General features: G+C 63.2%; 27 protein-coding genes. All 27 read right to left on the minus strand.

Annotation, left to right across the window (positions count from 1 at the left end):
• Positions 1–16: 16 nt before the first annotated feature.
• Entirely contained in the window at positions 17–379 is a 363-nt protein-coding gene (locus CK219_RS04485; protein WP_095765498.1) for a DUF779 domain-containing protein, read from the minus strand.
• 64 nt (positions 380–443) lie between these two features.
• Positions 444–1,961, minus strand: coding sequence for an aldehyde dehydrogenase (gene adh, locus CK219_RS04490; RefSeq protein ID WP_095765499.1), 1,518 nt, complete (start codon positions 1,959–1,961; stop codon positions 444–446).
• 136 nt (positions 1,962–2,097) lie between these two features.
• Entirely contained in the window at positions 2,098–3,066 is a 969-nt protein-coding gene (locus tag CK219_RS04495) for a helix-turn-helix domain-containing protein (RefSeq protein WP_245340381.1), read from the minus strand.
• A 241-nt stretch (positions 3,067–3,307) separates the two neighbouring features.
• The gene (locus tag CK219_RS04500) at positions 3,308–4,135 is read right to left on the minus strand and encodes an aspartyl/asparaginyl beta-hydroxylase domain-containing protein (RefSeq protein ID WP_095765500.1); all 828 of its coding nucleotides are present in this window, start codon (positions 4,133–4,135) and stop codon (positions 3,308–3,310) included.
• Positions 4,136–4,304: 169 nt separating this feature from the next.
• A complete protein-coding gene (locus CK219_RS04505; protein ID WP_095765501.1) occupies positions 4,305–5,615 on the minus strand; it encodes a replication-associated recombination protein A in 1,311 nt (436 codons plus the stop codon).
• A 130-nt stretch (positions 5,616–5,745) separates the two neighbouring features.
• The gene (locus tag CK219_RS04510; RefSeq protein ID WP_095765502.1) at positions 5,746–7,233 is read right to left on the minus strand and encodes a DegQ family serine endoprotease; all 1,488 of its coding nucleotides are present in this window, start codon (positions 7,231–7,233) and stop codon (positions 5,746–5,748) included.
• 190 nt (positions 7,234–7,423) lie between these two features.
• Positions 7,424–7,855, minus strand: a complete 432-nt coding sequence (gene rplQ / locus CK219_RS04515; protein WP_095765503.1) for a 50S ribosomal protein L17 — start codon at positions 7,853–7,855, stop codon at positions 7,424–7,426.
• Positions 7,856–7,959: 104 nt separating this feature from the next.
• The gene (locus CK219_RS04520) at positions 7,960–8,970 is read right to left on the minus strand and encodes a DNA-directed RNA polymerase subunit alpha (RefSeq protein WP_027170350.1); all 1,011 of its coding nucleotides are present in this window, start codon (positions 8,968–8,970) and stop codon (positions 7,960–7,962) included.
• 97 nt (positions 8,971–9,067) lie between these two features.
• Positions 9,068–9,457, minus strand: a complete 390-nt coding sequence (gene rpsK / locus CK219_RS04525; protein WP_006205444.1) for a 30S ribosomal protein S11 — start codon at positions 9,455–9,457, stop codon at positions 9,068–9,070.
• Positions 9,458–9,584: 127 nt separating this feature from the next.
• Positions 9,585–9,953: a 30S ribosomal protein S13 gene (gene rpsM / locus CK219_RS04530; protein WP_027170351.1), complete on the minus strand. Its 369-nt coding sequence runs from the start codon at positions 9,951–9,953 to the stop codon at positions 9,585–9,587.
• Between the two features lie 232 nt (positions 9,954–10,185).
• Entirely contained in the window at positions 10,186–10,776 is a 591-nt protein-coding gene (locus tag CK219_RS04535; protein ID WP_095765504.1) for an adenylate kinase, read from the minus strand.
• Complete coding sequence (secY, locus tag CK219_RS04540) at positions 10,773–12,113, minus strand: preprotein translocase subunit SecY (protein WP_095765505.1); 1,341 nt, start codon at positions 12,111–12,113, stop codon at positions 10,773–10,775. Before secY ends, CK219_RS04535 begins: the two co-directional genes overlap by 4 nt.
• A gap of 256 nt (positions 12,114–12,369) precedes the next feature.
• Complete coding sequence (rplO, locus tag CK219_RS04545; RefSeq protein ID WP_095765506.1) at positions 12,370–12,843, minus strand: 50S ribosomal protein L15; 474 nt, start codon at positions 12,841–12,843, stop codon at positions 12,370–12,372.
• A gap of 22 nt (positions 12,844–12,865) precedes the next feature.
• Complete coding sequence (gene rpmD / locus CK219_RS04550; RefSeq protein WP_027170355.1) at positions 12,866–13,063, minus strand: 50S ribosomal protein L30; 198 nt, start codon at positions 13,061–13,063, stop codon at positions 12,866–12,868.
• Between the two features lie 25 nt (positions 13,064–13,088).
• Entirely contained in the window at positions 13,089–13,652 is a 564-nt protein-coding gene (rpsE, locus tag CK219_RS04555; protein ID WP_032933400.1) for a 30S ribosomal protein S5, read from the minus strand.
• Between the two features lie 77 nt (positions 13,653–13,729).
• Complete coding sequence (gene rplR / locus CK219_RS04560) at positions 13,730–14,092, minus strand: 50S ribosomal protein L18 (protein ID WP_095765507.1); 363 nt, start codon at positions 14,090–14,092, stop codon at positions 13,730–13,732.
• Between the two features lie 139 nt (positions 14,093–14,231).
• Positions 14,232–14,765, minus strand: coding sequence for a 50S ribosomal protein L6 (rplF, locus tag CK219_RS04565; RefSeq protein ID WP_095765508.1), 534 nt, complete (start codon positions 14,763–14,765; stop codon positions 14,232–14,234).
• A 90-nt stretch (positions 14,766–14,855) separates the two neighbouring features.
• Positions 14,856–15,254, minus strand: coding sequence for a 30S ribosomal protein S8 (rpsH, locus tag CK219_RS04570; RefSeq protein WP_066989600.1), 399 nt, complete (start codon positions 15,252–15,254; stop codon positions 14,856–14,858).
• 12 nt (positions 15,255–15,266) lie between these two features.
• Complete coding sequence (gene rpsN / locus CK219_RS04575) at positions 15,267–15,572, minus strand: 30S ribosomal protein S14 (protein ID WP_042642199.1); 306 nt, start codon at positions 15,570–15,572, stop codon at positions 15,267–15,269.
• Positions 15,573–15,598: 26 nt separating this feature from the next.
• Positions 15,599–16,177 carry a 50S ribosomal protein L5 gene (gene rplE, locus CK219_RS04580; RefSeq protein ID WP_095765509.1) on the minus strand — a complete coding sequence of 193 codons (579 nt, stop codon included), beginning with the start codon at positions 16,175–16,177 and terminating at the stop codon, positions 15,599–15,601.
• On the minus strand, positions 16,170–16,484 hold the full coding sequence (gene rplX / locus CK219_RS04585) for a 50S ribosomal protein L24 (protein WP_095765510.1): 315 nt from the start codon (positions 16,482–16,484) through the stop codon (positions 16,170–16,172). Before rplX ends, rplE begins: the two co-directional genes overlap by 8 nt.
• 12 nt (positions 16,485–16,496) lie before the next feature.
• Entirely contained in the window at positions 16,497–16,865 is a 369-nt protein-coding gene (rplN, locus tag CK219_RS04590) for a 50S ribosomal protein L14 (protein ID WP_006205457.1), read from the minus strand.
• An 82-nt stretch (positions 16,866–16,947) separates the two neighbouring features.
• Positions 16,948–17,187 (minus strand): 30S ribosomal protein S17, encoded by a 240-nt coding sequence (gene rpsQ / locus CK219_RS04595; protein ID WP_023675136.1) that lies wholly within the window; start codon positions 17,185–17,187, stop codon positions 16,948–16,950.
• Between the two features lie 4 nt (positions 17,188–17,191).
• Positions 17,192–17,392, minus strand: a complete 201-nt coding sequence (gene rpmC / locus CK219_RS04600) for a 50S ribosomal protein L29 (protein WP_042642190.1) — start codon at positions 17,390–17,392, stop codon at positions 17,192–17,194.
• Between the two features lie 12 nt (positions 17,393–17,404).
• Positions 17,405–17,818 carry a 50S ribosomal protein L16 gene (rplP, locus tag CK219_RS04605; protein ID WP_095765511.1) on the minus strand — a complete coding sequence of 138 codons (414 nt, stop codon included), beginning with the start codon at positions 17,816–17,818 and terminating at the stop codon, positions 17,405–17,407.
• Between the two features lie 27 nt (positions 17,819–17,845).
• Positions 17,846–18,580: a 30S ribosomal protein S3 gene (gene rpsC, locus CK219_RS04610; RefSeq protein WP_095765512.1), complete on the minus strand. Its 735-nt coding sequence runs from the start codon at positions 18,578–18,580 to the stop codon at positions 17,846–17,848.
• On the minus strand, positions 18,580–18,969 hold the full coding sequence (rplV, locus tag CK219_RS04615; RefSeq protein ID WP_006205462.1) for a 50S ribosomal protein L22: 390 nt from the start codon (positions 18,967–18,969) through the stop codon (positions 18,580–18,582). The genes rpsC and rplV overlap by 1 nt, the downstream gene beginning before the upstream one ends.
• Between the last annotated feature and the right edge of the window lie 2 nt (positions 18,970–18,971).

Here is an 18,971-nt window from a genome sequence, read left to right on the forward strand (position 1 = left end):
CCCAAACGTCGTCTGATCAATTGCCCGAAGGCGTAAGCACCGCGCAGACGGTCGAGCGCGTCAGAAAGCGCTTCTCGCGGCCATTGTCGAGCGAGAACATCCCGCCCCTGCCCTTCACCACATCGATGATGAGATCGGTGTGCTTCCACGCCTCATATTGAGAGGCGCTGATATAGACCGGCGTATCGCCGATTTCGCCCAATTTCACGTCATTGTCGCCGATCATGAACTCGCCACGCGGGTAGCACATCGGCGAAGAGCCGTCGCAGCAGCCGCCGGACTGATGGAACAGAACCGGGCCGTGATCGGCGATGATCTCGGCAAGCAGCGCCTCGGCCTCCGGCGTGGCCGACACCTTGCTCAATGAAGGCTTGTCCATCAAATCCTCCTCGACTGATGGGAGGACGCGGGTGGGCCGCGCCCTCCTCTTCGCCCTGGGAGGATCAGAAGAAGCCGAGCTTCTTCGGGCTGTAGCTGACCAGCATGTTCTTCGTCTGCTGATAGTGGTCGAGCATCATCTTGTGCGTCTCGCGGCCGATGCCGGATTGCTTGTAGCCGCCGAAGGCGGCATGCGCCGGATAGGCGTGATAGCAGTTGGTCCAGACACGCCCGGCCTGGATGGCGCGGCCGAAGCGGTAGCAGCGGTTCGCCTCGCGGCTCCAGATGCCGGCGCCGAGGCCGTAGAGGGTGTCGTTGGCGATCGACAGCGCCTCGTCATCGTCCTTGAAGGTCGTCACGGACACGACGGGTCCAAAGATCTCCTCCTGGAAGATGCGCATCTTGTTGTTACCCTTGAACACGGTCGGCTTGACGTAGTAGCCGCCGGCGAGATCGCCCGGCAGATGGTTCTGCTCTCCACCGGTCAGAACTTCGGCGCCTTCCTGGCGGCCGATGTCGAAGTAGGACAGGATCTTTTCCAGCTGCTCGCTCGAGGCCTGCGCGCCGATCATGGTGGCGGGATCGAGCGGATCGCCCTGGACGATCGCCTCGACACGCTTCAGCGCGCGCTCGATGAACTTGTCGTAGATCTTCTCATGCACCAGCGCGCGGCTGGGGCACGTGCAGACCTCGCCCTGGTTGAGCGCGAACATGACGAAGCCCTCGATCGCCTTGTCGAAGAAATCGTCGTCTTCGGCCGTCACATCCTGGAAGAAGATGTTGGGCGACTTGCCGCCAAGCTCGAGCGTCACCGGAATGAGGTTGTGGCTGGCATATTGCGAGATCAGGCGGCCCGTGGTCGTCTCGCCGGTGAAGGCGATCTTGGCGATGCGGTTCGACGAGGCGAGCGGCTTGCCGGCCTCAAGGCCGAAGCCGTTGACGATGTTGAGCACGCCTTCTGGCAAGAGGTCACCGATGAGGTCGGCCCACAGCATGATCGTGGCGGGTGTCTGCTCGGCGGGCTTCAGCACCACGCAATTGCCGGCGGCGAGCGCCGGCGCCAGCTTCCACACCGCCATCAGCAGCGGGAAGTTCCACGGAATGATCTGGCCGACAACACCGAGCGGCTCATGGAAATGGTAGGCGACGGTGTCGTGGTCGATTTCGGAGATCGAGCCTTCCTGGCTGCGCAGCACGCCGGCGAAATAGCGGAAATGGTCGATGGCCAGAGGCAGGTCGGCGGCGGTCGTCTCGCGGATCGGCTTGCCATTGTCCCAGGTCTCGGCGAGCGCCAGCAGGTCGAGATTGTCTTCCATGCGATCGGCGATGCGGTTGAGGATCAGCGCGCGAGCCGCGGGGCTGGTCTTGCCCCAGGCGTCCTTGGCCTTGTGGGCGGCATCAAGCGCGGCCTCGATGTCATTTGCGTCCGACCGGGCAATTTCGCAGAGCGGCCGGCCGGTGACCGGCGAGATGTTGTCGAAATATCTGCCGGAGAGCGGCGCCGCCCATTTGCCGCCGATAAAGTTGTCGTAGCGCTTGGCGAAAGGAACCTTGGCCGTACGCGAGAATTCCACCTTGTTCATCACTGCCTCCCAATGAGCACGCCGCGGGATGCGGCGCTATGGGAGGAAGGGTTGCGGATCGGCACTGGCTTGTCAGCCCGGGGCTGGATGATCGTGGCGCCCGACTGTCGCAGAACTGCGACAGTCCGGTCTGCAATCAATGCGGGCGGCGAATGTCGAAGCGGGCGAGCTTGCGATGCAGGGTGGCGCGGGAGATGCCGAGGTTCTGCGCGGCGGCCGAGACGTTGCCGCCGGCGCGCGCCAGCGCCCGCTGAACCACACCGCGCTCGGCATCGTCCAAATCCTCAGCGGTCTTTGCGCAGTCGCCGAGAATATCGGTGGCAAGCAGTCCTCTGGCCAGCGCCTCCCGCGTTATGCCGAGACCAAGACGGGCAGAGCGCGTCGCGCCGATCACAAGATCATCCGAATCGACCGCTATCAGCGCACCGGCGCTGCGCTCGGTGACGGGTGCGAGCAAGATGCGGGCATCCGAAAACACCATGCGGAAATTTTCCGCTTCGATCCGGCGCGCGGCGTCGCCCACGGCAACCGCGATGAGCTGCACAAAGCCCTCGGTCAGGTCCGACCGGCAGGACGAGACATCGAGCGCCGCCGCCAGATTGCCTTCATGATCATAGACCGGCGCCGTGGTGCAGCTCAGCAGCGTGTTGCGGGAGAAGAAATGCTGATCGCGGTGGATGGTCAGAGCGCGCTGGTCGGCGATGCAGGTGCCGATGCCGTTGGTGCCTTCGCTGTCCTCGCTCCAGACGGTGCCGGTCCACAGGCCCCATTCATCGAATGTCTCGTCGTCCGCGACGGCGCCCCGTCGCTCGACCGGGATGCCGTCGCGATCCGCCAGCATGACGCAGCAGCCGACGCCGCCCACGGCGAGGTAGAGCCGATTGAGGCTGGGTTCGGCCGCGCGGATCAGCCGCTCCATGCGCTGCCTCGTGAGCCCGAGCTCGCCTTCGGTCAGTCGCCGCGGCGCCGTGCGTGCTGCGGGATCCAGGCCGTGCAATTGGAGGGATCGCCGCCACGAGGCGACGACCGCCGAATGGGCTGCATCGCTCTTGGCGACCGAGGCCTGGACCTGGTCCGCGTGCACGGCTGGTTGCCGTCCGATCAACTTAATCCTCCCGGTGAGCGGAACCTCCTGCCGCTCCGCCATCATGCTCGGTAGACTATTCCGCTACCAGTTGCGGGTCAGCTTTCGATAGAACGCCGGCCGGAACGCGTATTGATCTTGCGCAATTCCCGACGAAAAACGCTACGCGTGTCCTGGAGCCGCGCTGGAATCCTAAAGGTCGCGGTTCGTCCGCGCCATTGGACGTTGGTTTAAGGCGGATCGAGGCGAGGTTCCGCCGTGGTCAGTTGGCGGCCGCCTTCGGCTTCGACGAGCCGATCATCTTCCAGTTCTTGTAGAAGACCGAATTGATACGCTCCACGCTGACGGAGACGATGGCGAGAAGGCCCGCGATCAGCCTCGGAAACGGAGACGGGCGGATGATGTCGACGAAGACGCAGTAGCGGCGGCCGTCATATTCGTTGACCGAGCGGTGGAACAGCGTGTCGTCGAAGATAAACAGGGGATTGTCATACCAGTAGTTCTTCTTGCTGCCGCACTGGACGAAGATCTCGGCCTTCACCGGTATCAGATTGTAGAGGATGCGCAGGCTGAGCCTGAGCGGACCGAAATGCCAGGACGTCGATTCGCGCTTGCTGAAAACGGATACCGCGATCGTCTTGATGTATTTGTAGTCCTTGTTGAATTCGGGGACGTTGTCGATCTTGTGCTTGCCGTACCACTGGTAGACATACATGCCGCGGCGGCCGGCGCCGAAATTGGCATCGATATCGGCGATGATCTCGTCCTTGCGCGCCTTGAAGACGCCCAGCACCTCGTTGATCTCGCGCTGATAATCCTCGGGGAACTGCTCGGGCTTCCAGACGCCGGGGTTGCGGTAGCTGAGAAGGTCGACGATCAGATTGAACGGCGACAACAGCCAGGTGAACAGGCCGTTGCCGAGGAAGTAGCGCTCGAACAGGTTCTGGTTCTTCTGGTCGTTGCGCATGACATCGATCAGGCCGCAAACGACCCAGATGGTGGTCAGGATTGGGATGAAGTAGAAGGCGAGCGCGAGAACTACGACGGCGATGGCGGCCTTGCGGAGCGTCTTGACGGTTTGCTTTGTCATTGTCATTCGCGCGGGAGCGCGATCCTGTTCCATGGGACAACATCACGGCGACCCCCGCCAGCCGTGCGTCTTGATAGGATTTTTTGTTTCCCGGCACAATGCCGCAGCAGGTGTGGTCCACCACAACGCGGCTTCGCGTCGAAGCGGGCCGACCGCCGGGCCGCGCAACTCAGCTGTTCCGTTCGCTGCGCAGCTTCGCCCAGTATTCCAGCCGCTTGCGGATATCGCGCTCGAAACCGCGTTCCGGCGGATCGTAGAAAGTGCGCCGGCCCATCTTCTCCGGAAAATAGTCCTGGCCTGAAAACGCCTCCGGCTCGTCATGGTCGTAGCGATAGCCGGCGCCGTAATCCTCCTGCTTCATCAGCTTGGTCGGCGCGTTGAGGATATGCTTGGGCGGCAGCAGCGAGCCGAACTCCTTGGCTGCCGCGGTCGCGGCCTTGAAGGCAGTGTAGACCGCGTTCGATTTCGGCGCCGTGGCGAGATAAACGGCGGCCTGGGCGAAGGCGAGCTCGCCCTCGGGCGAGCCAAGATAGTCATAGGCGTCCTTGGCCGCATTGGCGACGACAAGCGCCTGAGGATCGGCGAGCCCGATATCCTCTATCGCCATGCGCACCAGCCGGCGGCCAAGATAGAGCGGATCCTCGCCGGCATCGAACATGCGGGCAAGATAGTAGAGCGCCGCATCCGGATCGGAGCCGCGCACCGATTTATGCAACGCCGAGATCAGATTGTAATGGCCGTCCTGGCCCTTGTCGTAGATCGGCGCTCGGCGCTGGATGACGCGTTGCAGGCCTTCCGGGCCGAACACCTCGCCTTTCTTGGCGGCGCGCCAGACTTCCTCGGCCAGCGTCAGCGAGGCGCGGCCGTCGCCATCCGCCATGCGGATCAGCATCGCGCGCGCCTCTTCGTCGAGTGGCAGCGCCCTGCCCTCGGTCTCTTCCGCCCGGGCCAGAAGCTTGGCGATGCTGTCCTCGCCCAGCGAGCGGAACACCAGCACACGCGCGCGCGACAGAAGCGCTGCATTGAGCTCAAAGGACGGGTTCTCCGTCGTGGCGCCGACCAGCACCACCGTGCCGTCTTCCATCACCGGCAAAAAACCGTCCTGCTGGGCGCGGTTGAAGCGATGGATCTCGTCGACGAAGAGCAGCGTCTGGCGGCCGTTGGCGCGCCTGAGCTTCGCCGCCTCGAACACTTTCTTGAGGTCCGCGACACCGGAAAACACGGCCGAGATCTGCTCGAAGGCAAGGTTGGTCTCACCGGCGAGCAGCCGCGCCACTGTCGTCTTGCCGGTGCCGGGGGGACCCCAGAAGATCATCGAGCCGAGTGAGCCCGAATCGATCAGCCTGGTCAGCGCGCCGTCAGGTCCGGTCAGATGCTCTTGCCCGATGACCTCGCCGAGGTTTTTTGGGCGCAACCGATCGGCCAGCGGCCGCCCGGGCGGCGCCTTTTCCGGCTCATCGGAACTGAACAGATCTGCCATGCAAGTCTTTTGGTTGAAACGCGATTCCGCTCTTTTGCGAGCACCATCTTATCCGAACGCCGGTTCTCACTTTTTGCTACGCCGGCCTTCGGTTCGGGATCATGATCATGCTCTAAATGGGCAGATCGCCTCAATAACGCAACACCTGGCGCAGTATCTGCCCGCCGCGCTCGACGGTAAAGCGCCACCAGCGCGTGTCCTGCTGGGCAACCTGCGCCAGTGTCGCCGCGGTCTCGATGGTGGTGCCGTTCACCTCGCGCACGATATCGCCCGGCTGGAAACCGAAATCGGCGGCCGGCGAATCGCGGCTGATATCGATGACGGTGACGCCCTTGAGATCGGTGCGCAGGCCAAGCCGCTGGGCAAGCCTGGGCGACAGTTCCGCCACCTTGGCGCCGGAAAAGGGACTGCGGCCACGCAAGGTGACCTCGCTGGGCTTGGCGCCTTCCGGCGCGCGCTCCAGCGGAATCTCCAACGTCGCCTGCTGCCCCTTGCTCAGCACGGCGAAGGTCGCCTTGGTGCCGATCGACAGCGTCGCCATGCGGTAGTCGAGCGCCTCGATGCTTTCGACCGGCGTGTTGTTGAGCGACAGGATGACGTCGCCAGGCTTCAGGCCGGCCTTGCCGGCAGGCCCGGTGGCGTCCACGGACGACACCAATGCGCCGGTGGGTTTCTCCATGCCGAGCGACTCTGCGATCTGCGGCGTCACCAGTTCGAATTCCGCTCCGATATAGGGACGCTCGAAGAAATCGAGCCCGGCCTTGGCGGCGTCGGCGAAGGCGCGCACCATGTTCGAAGGAATGGCGAAGCCGATGCCGATCGAACCGCCGCTGCGGCTGTAGATGGCCGTGTTGATGCCGACCAGCTGGCCGCCCATGTTGATCAGCGCGCCGCCGGAGTTTCCGGGATTGATGGCGGCATCGGTCTGGATGAAATAGCCCGAATCCGAAACGCCGATATGGCTGCGGGCGAGCGCCGAGACAATGCCGCTGGTGGTGGTCTGGCCGACACCGAACGGATTGCCGATGGCGAGCACAAGGTCGCCGACCTCAAGCGCGTCGGAATCGCCGATGGCGATCACCGGAAACGGCTTGTCGGCCGAGATCTTGAGCACCGCGAGATCGAGCGTCTCGTCCTTGAGCATGACCTTTGAGGTGAACTCGCGTCCGTCGGCGGTTGCGACCTTCACCTCGTCGGCGTCCTTGATGACGTGGAAGTTGGTGACGATCACGCCGCTCGGATCGACCAGCACGCCGGAGCCCAGCGAGGACTGGGCGCGCGGCTGGGCACGGCCGAAGAACTCCTCGAAGAAGGGATCGCCTTCGAAGGGCGACGTCACCTTTGCGGTCTGCGAGGCATAGACATTGACGACGGCCGGCGCCGTCTGCTTGACCAGCGGCGCGAAGGAGAGCTGCACCTCCTCGCGGCCGAACGGCACGCGCTTGTCGGGGCCGGACGTGCCGTTCTCGCCTTCGACGCCATGCAACAGATCGGTCAGCACGTCGGAGAGGCCCGGGTCGGCCGGCTTGGCGGCGTCCTCGGCAAAAGCCTGTCTTGCGGCCGGTGCCGCGGCAAAGACCGCCAGCGCGGCAACAAGAAACAGTCGTTTGAGGTGCATTCTCGAATCCCTCCAGATAGGGCGCCATTGTCTCGACGAATGTGCAGAATGAAAGGCTAATGCACACAAATGCGACACTTGTCGCGCAAAAGCTTGAGCCTGGGCGTGAAATTCCGCTCACCCGCTCAAACCTGCTCCAAATGCAAAAGGGGCCCGTGGGCCCCTCGAAGTCATTGACGAAACAGCGGCCTCAGGCGGCCGCGGCTTCCTCGTTGGCGCTCTCAGCCTCGATGCGGGCGCGGTCGGCGGCGCCCTTGGCCGAGGTATCGCGATCGACGAATTCGATCACCGCCATCGCGGCGTTGTCGCCCTTGCGGAAGCCCGCCTTCATGATGCGCAGATAGCCGCCATTGCGGGTGGCGTAGCGCGGGGCGATGGTCTCGAACAGACGCTTGACGACGCCTTCATTGCCGATCTGCGCGATCACCTGGCGGCGGGCGTGCAGGTCGCCGCGCTTGCCGAGCGTCACGAGCTTCTCGACGATCGGACGCAGGTCCTTCGCCTTCGGCAAGGTGGTGACGATCTGCTCGTGCTCGATCAGCGACACGGCGAGATTGGCGAACATCGACTTGCGGTGGCTGATGCTGCGGGCGAAACGACGGCCTTTGAAACCGTGGCGCATGGCTCTTTTCCTTCTTCAGTTGTTCAAGAGGCCACGGCCTCTGATGGTTTTCCGCATGACCGTCGGATCGAGCGACTCTCGCCGCCGATCCTTGGAATTCATGCTCAATATTGGTCTTCGTAACGCTTGGCGAGGTCTTCGATGTTTTCCGGCGGCCAGTCCGGCACTTCCATGCCGAGATGGAGGCCCATGGCCGCCAGCACTTCCTTGATCTCGTTCAGCGACTTGCGGCCGAAGTTCGGGGTGCGCAGCATCTCGGCTTCGGTCTTCTGGATCAGGTCGCCGATGTAGACGATGTTGTCGTTCTTCAGGCAGTTGGCCGAACGCACCGAAAGCTCGAGCTCGTCGACCTTCTTGAGCAGCGCCGGGTTGAAGGCGAGCTCGGTGACGGCCTCGGTGGCGACTTCCTTCTGCGGCTCGTCGAAGTTGACGAACAGGCCAAGCTGGTCCTGCAGGATGCGGGCAGCGAAAGCGACCGCGTCCTCGCCCGAGATCGAGCCGTTGGTCTCGATCGTCATGGTCAGCTTGTCATAGTCGAGAACCTGGCCCTCGCGGGTATTCTCGACCTTGTAGGAGACCTTCTTGACCGGCGAATAGAGGCTGTCGACCGGGATCAGCCCGATCGGCGCGTCCTCGGCGCGGTTGCGCTCGGCCGGCACATAGCCCTTGCCGGTGTCGACGGTGAACTCCATGCGGATCTCGGCACCCTCGTCCAGCGTGCAGATCACGTGGTCGGGGTTGAGGATCTCGACGTCGCCGACCGTCTGGATGTCGCCGGCGAGCACGGCGCCCGGGCCCTGCTTGCGCACGACCATGCGCTTGGGGCCATCGCCTTCCATGCGGATGGCGATTTCCTTGATGTTGAGCACGATGTCGGTCACGTCCTCGCGCACGCCGGCGATGGACGAGAATTCATGCAGTACGCCGTCGATCTGCACGGCGGTCACAGCCGCGCCGCGCAGCGAAGACAGAAGCACGCGCCGCAGCGCGTTGCCCAGCGTCAGGCCAAAGCCGCGTTCGAGCGGCTCGGCCACCAGCGTGGTCAGCGTCTTCTTCTTCGACGAGAACTCGATCTTGTTCGGCTTGATCAGTTCCTGCCAGTTTTTCTGGATCATAAAAGTCTTCCTTCCTTTGCCCCGCCACCATCCAATCGTGGCGGGCGACACGGAAAACCGCGGAGGAACGCCTTGGCGTTCGCGCGGCGTTTAAAAATCAGACGCGGCGCTTCTTGCGCGGGCGGCAGCCATTGTGCGGGATCGGCGTCACGTCACGGATCGAGGTGATGGTGAAGCCCGCCGCCTGCAGCGCGCGGAGCGCCGATTCACGACCGGAGCCGGGTCCGCAGACCTCGACCTCGAGCATGCGCATGCCGTGTTCCTGCGCCTTCTTGGCGACGTCCTCGGCAGCCATCTGGGCTGCGAACGGGGTCGACTTGCGCGAACCCTTGAAACCCTGGGCACCGGCCGACGACCAGGCGATCGAATTGCCCTGCGCGTCGGTGATGGTGATCATGGTGTTGTTGAAGGTCGAATTGACGTGGGCAACGCCCGACGAAATGTTCTTGCGTTCGCGACGGCGAACACGAGCGGCTTCCTTGGCCATGGTATTCCTTTCAGTTGATCTCTACACCGCCGTAATGCCAGCGGCTCCACCTTGGAAAAGCGAGTAGTGAGTAGGGAATAGCGAATAGGGTCCCCTAGTCGCTAACCGCTACTCGCTATTCGCTCAATTACTTCTTCTTGCCGGCGATCGCCTTGGCCGGGCCCTTGCGGGTGCGGGCGTTGGTATGCGTGCGCTGGCCGCGGACCGGCAGCGAGCGACGGTGACGCAGGCCGCGGTAGCAGCCAAGATCCATGAGCCGCTTGATGTTCATCGAGACTTCGCGGCGCAGGTCGCCTTCGACCTGGTAGTCGCGGTCGATCGTCTCGCGGATCTGCAGCACTTCCGCGTCGGTCAGCTGGTTGACGCGGCGGTCCGCCGGGATGCCGACCTTGTCGACGATCTCCTGGGCAAACTTCTTGCCGATGCCGTGAATGTACTGAAGCGCGATGACGACGCGCTTGTTGGTCGGAATGTTGACGCCGGCTATACGAGCCATTTTCTTCTCTTTCTCCATTTGGGCCGGACGAGCCGGCGCTGTCGAAGTTGCCCCGCGTCCGGTGGAGGCCGGCCCTTGCGGGAGTTTCCTGGTTCAAAGCGGATGCCTTGCCCGCAAGGGCAAGCAAAGTCCATGCCTGATAGGAAGACGGGCCGCCATACCCCAACGGCCCACTCCAGTCAAGCGCAATCGTTAATTGTCGCCAAGCGCTATCTTTAGTTGTCGGCCCGGTCTACTTCACCGCGGCCGCGAGCACCTTGCCGATCTCGGCGGTCACGGCATCGATACTGGCCATGCCGTCGACAGTCTTGAGCTTGCCCTTGGCGTAGTAGTAGCCGGTCAGCGGCGCCGTCTTCTTGTAGTATTCGCGCAGGCGTTCCTCGAACACCTCCGGGTTGTCGTCCTTGCGCACAGGCTGGCCGGCGGCCTTGGCGTCCTCGGCGCGTTTGACGATTCGGCCAACCAGCGCCTTGTCGTCGACGACGAGCTCTATGACGGTGTCGAGCGCTATGCCGCGTTCGGCAAGCATGGCCTCGACCGCGTCGGCCTGGACCAGCGTGCGCGGATAGCCGTCGAGGATGAATCCCTTGGCGCAATCCGGCTGATCGATACGCTCGGCGACGATGGCGTTGACGATCGCATCCGAGACCAGCTCACCGGCATCCATCACCGCCTTGGCACGCTTGCCGACCTCGGTTCCGGCCTGGACGGCGGCACGCAGCATGTCACCCGTCGAGAGCTGGGGGATGCCGTGTTTTTCAACCAGTCTTTGTGCTTGCGTCCCCTTGCCCGCTCCTGGCGGCCCAAGCAAAATCAGCCTCATCTGCTCCTCTTCCCCCCGCGCAACTTCGACTTCTTGATCAGGCCCTCATACTGGTGCGCGATCAGGTGACCCTGAATCTGCGCCACCGTATCGAGCGTGACACTGACCACGATCAGAAGCGATGTGCCACCGAGGTAGAAAGGTACGCCAGTCGCCGAAATCAGGAACTCCGGCAGCAGACAGACCAGCACCAGGTAAATGGCGCCGATGACGGTAATGCGCGTCAGAACATAGTCGATATAGTCGGCGGTGCGCTCGCCCGGCCGATAACCCGGGATGAAGCCGGAGTGCTTCTTGAGCTGGTCGGCCGTGTCCTTCGGGTTGAAGACGATCGCCGTGTAGAAGAAGGCGAAGAAGATGATCATGCCCGCATAGAAGATCATGTAGAGCGGCTGGCCGTGGCCGAGCGAGGCGAGGATCGTGCTTGCCCAGGCCGGCAGGTTGGTCGCCTGCGAGAAGCCCGCCACGGTCGCCGGCAGAAGCAGCAGCGAGGACGCGAAGATCGGCGGGATGACGCCGGAGGTGTTGAGCTTCAGCGGCAAATGCGAGGTATCGCCCTGGAACATGCGATTGCCGACCTGGCGCTTCGGATACTGGATGAGCAGGCGCCGCTGCGCGCGTTCGAAGAAGACGATGAGCGCAATGACGATGATGGCCAGCACGATGATCGCGAGGATGAGGCCCGTCGACAGCGCGCCGGTACGGCCGAGTTCCAGCGTGCCGGAGATCGCGCGCGGCAGGCCCGCGACGATGCCGGAGAAGATGATCAGCGAAATGCCGTTGCCGATGCCGCGCGCGGTGATCTGCTCGCCGAGCCACATCAGGAACATGGTGCCGCCGACGAGCGTGACGACCGTCGAGATGCGGAAGAACATGCCGGGATCGTTGACGATGCCGTTGCCGCCCTCGAGGCCGATCGAAATGCCGTAGGCCTGGATCAGCGCCAGGAGCACGGTGCCGTAGCGCGTGTACTGGTTGATGATCTTGCGGCCCTGCTCGCCTTCCTTCTTCAGCGTTTCCAGCGACGGGATGACCGAGGTCATCAGCTGCATGATGATGGAGGCGGAGATGTAGGGCATGATGCCCAGCGCGAAGATCGCCATGCGCTGCACGGCGCCGCCGGCGAACATGTTGAACATGCCGAGCACGCCCTTGCTCTGCGAGGAGAAGGCCTGGGCGAAAGCATCGGGGTTGATGCCGGGAAGCGGGATATAAGTGCCGAGGCGGTAGACGAGCAGCGCGCCGATGGTGAACCAGATGCGCTTCTTGAGATCCTCGGCCTTGGCGAAGGCCGCGAAATTCAGATTGGAGGCTAGTTGTTCAGCAGCCGAGGCCATGCCTGATTCTCCGCTAGAGCACGATGCCGAAAAATGTGGAGCGGTTTTCGGACGACATCATGCTCTACTTCTTTGATTTCTACGTCGCGCTCGATGCCGCAGCTCAGGCGGCCCGTGTCACCGAAGCTCACGAGATAAGCTCGGGACCGTAAACATGCAAGCGGCCGCGTTGACGCGGCCGCCCAATTCATCCGGTCAAAGCGCGGTTCGACGGAATATGCGAAGTCATCCCGGTCGGCCGCGCTTCAAATCGCCGTTACTCGGCGGCGGCCGCTTCCGGCAGCTTCACCGAACCGCCGGCCTTCTCGATCTTCTCGATCGCAGCCTTGGAGGCGCCAGCGACGTCGAAGGACAGCTTGGCCTTGAGTTCGCCGTCGGAGAGCACGCGCACGCCGTCCTTGGCGCGGCGGATGACGCCGGCGGCAACCAGGGCCTCGGCCGTCACGGTCGCCTTGGCGTCGAGCTTCTTGGCGTCGACAGCAGCCTGGATGCGGGCCAGCGACACGACCGTGAAGCTCTTGGCGAAGATGTTGTTGAAGCCACGCTTCGGCAGGCGCCGGTAGAGCGGCATCTGGCCACCCTCGAAGCCGTTGATGGCAACGCCAGAGCGGGCCTTCTGGCCCTTGACGCCGCGACCGGCGGTCTTGCCCGAACCGGAACCGATGCCGCGGCCGAGACGCTTCTTGGAGTGCGTCGCGCCGTCCTTGTCACGCAGATCGTTGAGTTTCATGTTTCTTCTCCTGCCCTTCCGTTCAGGCCTCGTCCACGACGCGGACGAGGTGCTGGACGGCGGCGATCATGCCGCGCACCGAAGGGGTATCTTCCAGCGTGCGCCGCTTGTGCATCTTGTTCAGGCCGAGGCCGACCAGCGTCGCGCGCTGCTCCTTCGGCCGGCGGATCGGAGAGCCGATCTGCTCGACGGTGATGGTCTTGGTAGCTTTCTTGGCCATGGTCGAAATCCCTGGTCAGCGTCGACTATTCTTCAGCCGCAACGGCGGTGCCGCGGCGGGCCTGAAGGGTCGAGTACTTGATGCCGCGCGCGGCAGCCACATCCTTCGGATGCATCTGGCTCTTCAGCGCGTCGAAGGTGGCGCGAACCATGTTGTAGGGGTTCGACGAACCCATCGACTTGGCGACCACGTCATGCATGCCGAGCGTCTCGAAGACGGCGCGCATCGGACCGCCGGCGATGATGCCGGTACCTTGCTTGGCGGCGCGCAGCAGAACGCGTCCGGCGCCCCAGCGGCCCTCGACGTCGTGATGCAGCGTGCGGCCCGAACGCAGCGGCACGAAGATCATGTCGCGCTTGGCCGACTCGGTCGCCTTGCGGATCGCTTCCGGCACTTCGCGCGCCTTGCCGTGGCCGAAGCCGACGCGGCCCTTCTGGTCGCCGACGACGACGAGAGCGGCAAAACCGAAACGACGGCCGCCCTTCACCACCTTGGCGACGCGGTTGATGTGGACGAGCTTGTCCACCATGCCGTCGTCACGCTCTTCGCGCTCGCGGCCGCGGCCGCCTTCTCTACGTTCCTGTGCCATATCCTGTTCCTTGTTCTTTTCCGGAAGCACGGGTTGCTAATTACTGACGCCGCCTTTGGGTCGTCAGCGGCGAAAAATCAGAAGCTGAGACCGCCTTCGCGGGCAGCCTCGGCCAGCGCCTTGACGCGGCCGTGATAGATGTACGGGCCGCGGTCGAAGACGACTTCCTTGACGCCGGCCTTGGCGGCACGCTCGGCGATCAGCTTGCCGACCGCGGCCGCGGCTGCGGTGTCGGCGCCGGTCTTGAGCGAACCCTTGAGGTCCTTCTCCAGCGTCGAGGCGGCGGCCAGCGTGTGGCCGTTGGCGTCGTCGATCACCTGGACGTAGATGTTCTTCGAGGTGCGGTGCACCGAAAGCCGCGGACGCTCGCCGGCGACCTTCTTCAGCTGGCGGCGCACGCGCTGTGCGCGGCGCTGGATGGTTTCTTTGGGGCTTGCCATAATGTCAGTTCCTTGCCTTCAGAAAACGGGGGCAACCCTGTGCGGTAGGCCAAGCCTCCCGCGGCCGCTCCCCGCGGCGTTACACTTCTGCGGCTTGGCCCTTTTTCGAAAAGTCTGCAACTTCTCGGGGCCAGGCCTATTACTTCTTCTTGCCTTCCTTGCGCACGATGCGCTCGTCGGCATAGCGCACGCCCTTGCCCTTATAGGGCTCGGGACCGCGATATTCGCGGATCTCGGCGGCGACCTGGCCGACCTGCTGCTTGTCGATGCCCGAGACCGTGATTTCGGTCGGCTTCGGCACCGTGATGGTGATGCCCTGCGGCGTCTGATAGACCACGTCGTGGCTGAAGCCGAGCGCCAGCTGCAGGTTCTTGCCCTGCAACGCCGCGCGATAGCCGACGCCGGTGATCTCGAGCTTCTTCTCGAAGCCGTCCTTCACGCCCTGCAGGATGTTGACGATCTGCGTGCGCGACATGCCCCACTTCGAGCGGGCGGTCTTGGTCTGGTCGCGCGGCTCGACGGAGATCTCGTTGTTCTCCATCTTCACCAGCACTTCGTCGTTCACCACGAACTTCAGCTCGCCCTTGGGGCCCTTCGCCGTCACGGTCTGGCCGTTGACGGACGCGGTCACGCCTTGCGGCAGCGAAACGGGTTTCTTTCCGATACGAGACATTTTGTTGTCCTCGTCACTTCTTTCGTTTCAGGTTCCAGTTCCCGGGCGCGATCCCGAGAACCGAAGCCCATTCATCAATCTCTTGGCCGATCAGAAGATCTGGCAGAGGATTTCGCCGCCGACATTCTGCTCGCGCGCTTCATGGTCGGCCATGACGCCCTTCGGCGTCGAAAGGATGGCGATGCCGAGGCCGTTGGCGACGTGCGGGATCGACTTGGCCGAGACATAGACGCGACGGCCAGGCTTCGAGACGCGCTCGATCTCGCGCACAACCGGGGCGCCGTCGAAATATTTCAGCTCGATCTCGATTTCCGACTTGCCGTTTTCGAAGTCGGTCTGACTGTAGTCGCGGATATAGCCTTCCGACTTCAGCACTTCGAGGACGCGGGCACGCAGACGCGAGGCCGGGGTCGAAACGCTCGACTTCTTGCGGCCATAGGCGTTGCGGATGCGGGTCAGCATATCGCCGAGAGGATCGCTCAATGACATCTCAGTGTCTCCTTACCAGCTCGACTTGACCAGGCCCGGGATCTGGCCGGTATTGCCCAGATCGCGAAGCGCGATACGCGAAAGCTTCAGCTTGCGATAGTAGGCGCGCGGACGGCCCGTCACCTCGCAGCGATTGCGGATGCGGATCTTGGCCGAGTTGCGCGGCAGCGCCGAAAGCTTCAACTGGGCGCGGAAACGCTCTTCCATCGGCTTGGACTGATCCATGATGATGGCCTTGAGCGCCGTGCGCTTGGCGGCGTACTGGTCGGCGAGCTTGCGGCGCCGGTTGTTCTTCTCGACTGAGCTGGTCTTTGCCATTTCAGATGTTTCCTTTTTCGCTGCCGTTACTGGCGGAAGGGGAAGTTGAAGGCCTTGAGCAGCGCTCTTGCCTCGTCGTCCGTCTTCGCCGTCGTACAAACGATGACGTCCATGCCCCAGACCTGATCAACCTTGTCGTAGTTGATCTCCGGGAACACGATGTGTTCCTTGATGCCCATGGCGTAGTTGCCACGGCCGTCAAAGCTCTTCGGGTTCAGCCCGCGGAAGTCGCGAACGCGCGGCAGCGCGATGTTCACGAGGCGGTCGAGGAACTCGTACATGCGTTCCTTGCGCAGCGTGACCTTGGCGCCGATCGGCATGTTCTCGCGCACCTTGAAGCCGGCAATCGAGTTGCGGGCGCGGGTGACGACGGCCTTCTGGCCGGCGATCAGCGCGAGATCCTCGGCCGCGACCGAGGGCTTCTTGGAGTCTGCGGTTGCTTCGCCGACACCCATGTTCAGCACGATCTTGTCGATGCGCGGAACCTGCATGTCATTGTCGTAGCCGAACTGCTCCTGCATCGCCTTGCGGATGGTCTCGTTGTAGACCTTCTTGAGGCGCGGCTCGTTCTTGGCAGTTGCCTGCTTGGTTTCAGCCTTAGCCATTGATGACTTCTCCCGAACGCTTGGCGACGCGCACCTTCTTGCCATCCTTCTGGATGGTGAAGCCGACGCGGGTCGGCTTGCCGTCCTTGGGGTCGGCCAGCGCGATATTCGACAGGTGGATCGGCGCTTCCTTGGTGATGATCCCGGCCTCTTGCGACTGGGTCTGCTTCTGGTGACGGCGAATGAGGTTCACGCCGCGGACGACCGCGGTGTCTTCCTTCGGCTGCACCGACAGGACTTCGCCCGAACGGCCCTTGTCCTTGCCGGCAAGCACGACGACCTTGTCGCCTTTTTTGATCTTTTGCATTGGTCCGGCTCCTTACAGCACTTCAGGCGCGAGCGAGATGATCTTCATGTGGTTCTTGGCGCGCAATTCGCGCGGAACCGGTCCGAAGATACGGGTGCCGATCGGCTCTTTCTTATTGTCGACGAGAACGGCCGCGTTCTTGTCGAAACGGATCACGCTGCCGTCCGGGCGGCGGATGTCCTTGGCCGTGCGAACCACGACCGCCTTCATCACATCGCCCTTCTTAACGCGGCCGCGCGGAATGGCTTCCTTGATCGACACCACGATGATGTCGCCGACGGAGGCGTATTTCCGCTTCGAGCCGCCCAGCACCTTGATGCACATGACACGACGGGCGCCGGAATTATCCGCGACGTCGAGGTTTGTTTGCATCTGAATCATGACTGGCCGCCTTCTTCTTTTCTAACGGGACGGGTTCTTCACCCTTCCCCGGTCTGTCCAAAATTCGGTTCGTTCGCCCGGATCAAGCCTGATCCGAAGAGACGACAACCCAGCGTTTGTCCTTGGAAATCGGCTTCGATTCCTGGATGAACACCTGGTCGCCGACCTTGTGGGCGTTGTTCTCGTCGTGCGCCTTGTACTTCTTGGTCATGCGCACGGTCTTCTTCATCACGGGATGCGTGAAGCGACGCTCGACCTTGACCACGACCGTCTTCTCGTTCTTGTCGCTGACGACGGTGCCCTGCAGGATGCGCTTTGGCATGGTCTTAACCCTTCTTGGCCGCGGCTTTTTCCGCGGCGATGGTCTTGATGCGCGCGATGTCCTTGCGGACCTGCTTCACGCGCGCGGTCTTTTCGAGCTGGCCGGTGGCCTTCTGGAAGCGCAGGTTGAACTGCTCCTTCTTGAGAGCGGCCAGGTCGTCGGTCAGTTGATCCTGGGTCTTGGTCCGGATGTCTTCGGCTTTCATGATCGCCTGTCCTTATTCTGCGATGCGCTGCACGAAGCGCGTCTTGACCGAGAGCTTGGCGGCGCCGAGACGCAGCGCTTCACGAGCGGTCTCCTCGCTGACGCCGTCGATCTCGAACATGATACGGCCGGGCTTGACGCGCGCCGCCCAGTAGTCGACGGCGCCCTTGCCCTTACCCATGCGGACTTCGGTCGGCTTCGAGGTGACCGGCAGGTCCGGGAACACCCGGATCCAGACGCGGCCGGCGCGCTTCATCTCGCGCGTGATCGCGCGGCGGGCCGCCTCGATCTCGCGCGCGGTGACGCGGTTCGGCTCAAGCGCCTTCAGCCCGAAACCGCCGAAATCCAGATTGGTGCCGCCCTTGGCGGCACCGTGGATACGGCCCTTGAACTGCTTGCGGAACTTTGTGCGCTTTGGCTGCAGCATCGTTCTAACTCCAAATTCTCAAATGTCTCAGGCGTTCTCGCGACGGCGGCCGCGTTCGCGCTCACCGCCAGCACCGCCGCCGCCATGCGCGGCATCGCCTTCGGTTGCACGGCGCTCGGAAGCCATAGGGTCATGCTCGAGGATCTCGCCCTTGAACACCCACACCTTGACGCCGCAGATGCCGTAGGCCGTGTTCGCCTCGGCCGTGCCGTAGTCGACGTCGGCGCGCAGCGTATGCAGCGGCACGCGGCCTTCGCGGTACCACTCCATGCGCGCGATCTCGGCGCCGCCGAGACGGCCAGAGCAGTTGATGCGGATGCCTTCGGCGCCGAGACGCATGGCCGACTGAACGGCACGCTTCATGGCGCGGCGGAACGCGATGCGGCGCTCGAGCTGCTGGGCGATCGACTGGGCGACCAGCGTGGCGTCGATTTCCGGCTTGCGCACTTCAACGATGTTGAGGTGCGTTTCGGACTTCGTCATCTCGGTCAGCTTCTTGCGAAGCTTCTCGATGTCGGCGCCCTTCTTGCCGATGATGAGGCCCGGACGCGCGGCGTGGATGGTGACGCGGCACTTCTTGTGCGGACGCTCGATCACGACCTTCGAGATCGCGGCCTGCTTGAGTTCCTTCTCAAGATACTTGCGGATCTTGAGGTCCTCGTGCAGCAGTTGGCCGTATTCGCCGGTGTTCGCGAACCAGCGCGAATCCCAGGTACGGTTGATGCCGAGACGCAGCCCGATCGGATTGACTTTCTGGCCCATTATGCGGCCTCCCCTTTTTCCTCGACTTCACGAACGACGATCGTGAGGTGCGAGAACGGCTTTTCGATACGGCTGGCGCGGCCGCGGCCACGAGCGTGGAAGCGCTTCATGACGATCGACTTGCCGACATAGGCTTCCGCCACGATCAGAGCGTCGACGTCGAGGTCGTGATTGTTTTCCGCATTGGCGATCGCCGACTCCAGCGTCTTCTTGACCGTGCCGGAAATCCGCTTGGCCGAGAATTCGAGGTCGGAAAGCGCTGTCGCGACCTTCTTGCCGCGGATCAGCGCGGCAACCAGGTTGAGCTTCTGCGGGCTGATGCGGATCGTGCGCAGAACGGCACGCGCCTCGTTATCAGCAAGCCTGCGCGGAGCTTTGGCCTTGCCCATGA

The organism is Mesorhizobium sp. WSM4313 (genome assembly GCF_002294725.1).
In the GTDB taxonomy this organism is placed as follows: Bacteria; Pseudomonadota; Alphaproteobacteria; order Rhizobiales; family Rhizobiaceae; genus Mesorhizobium.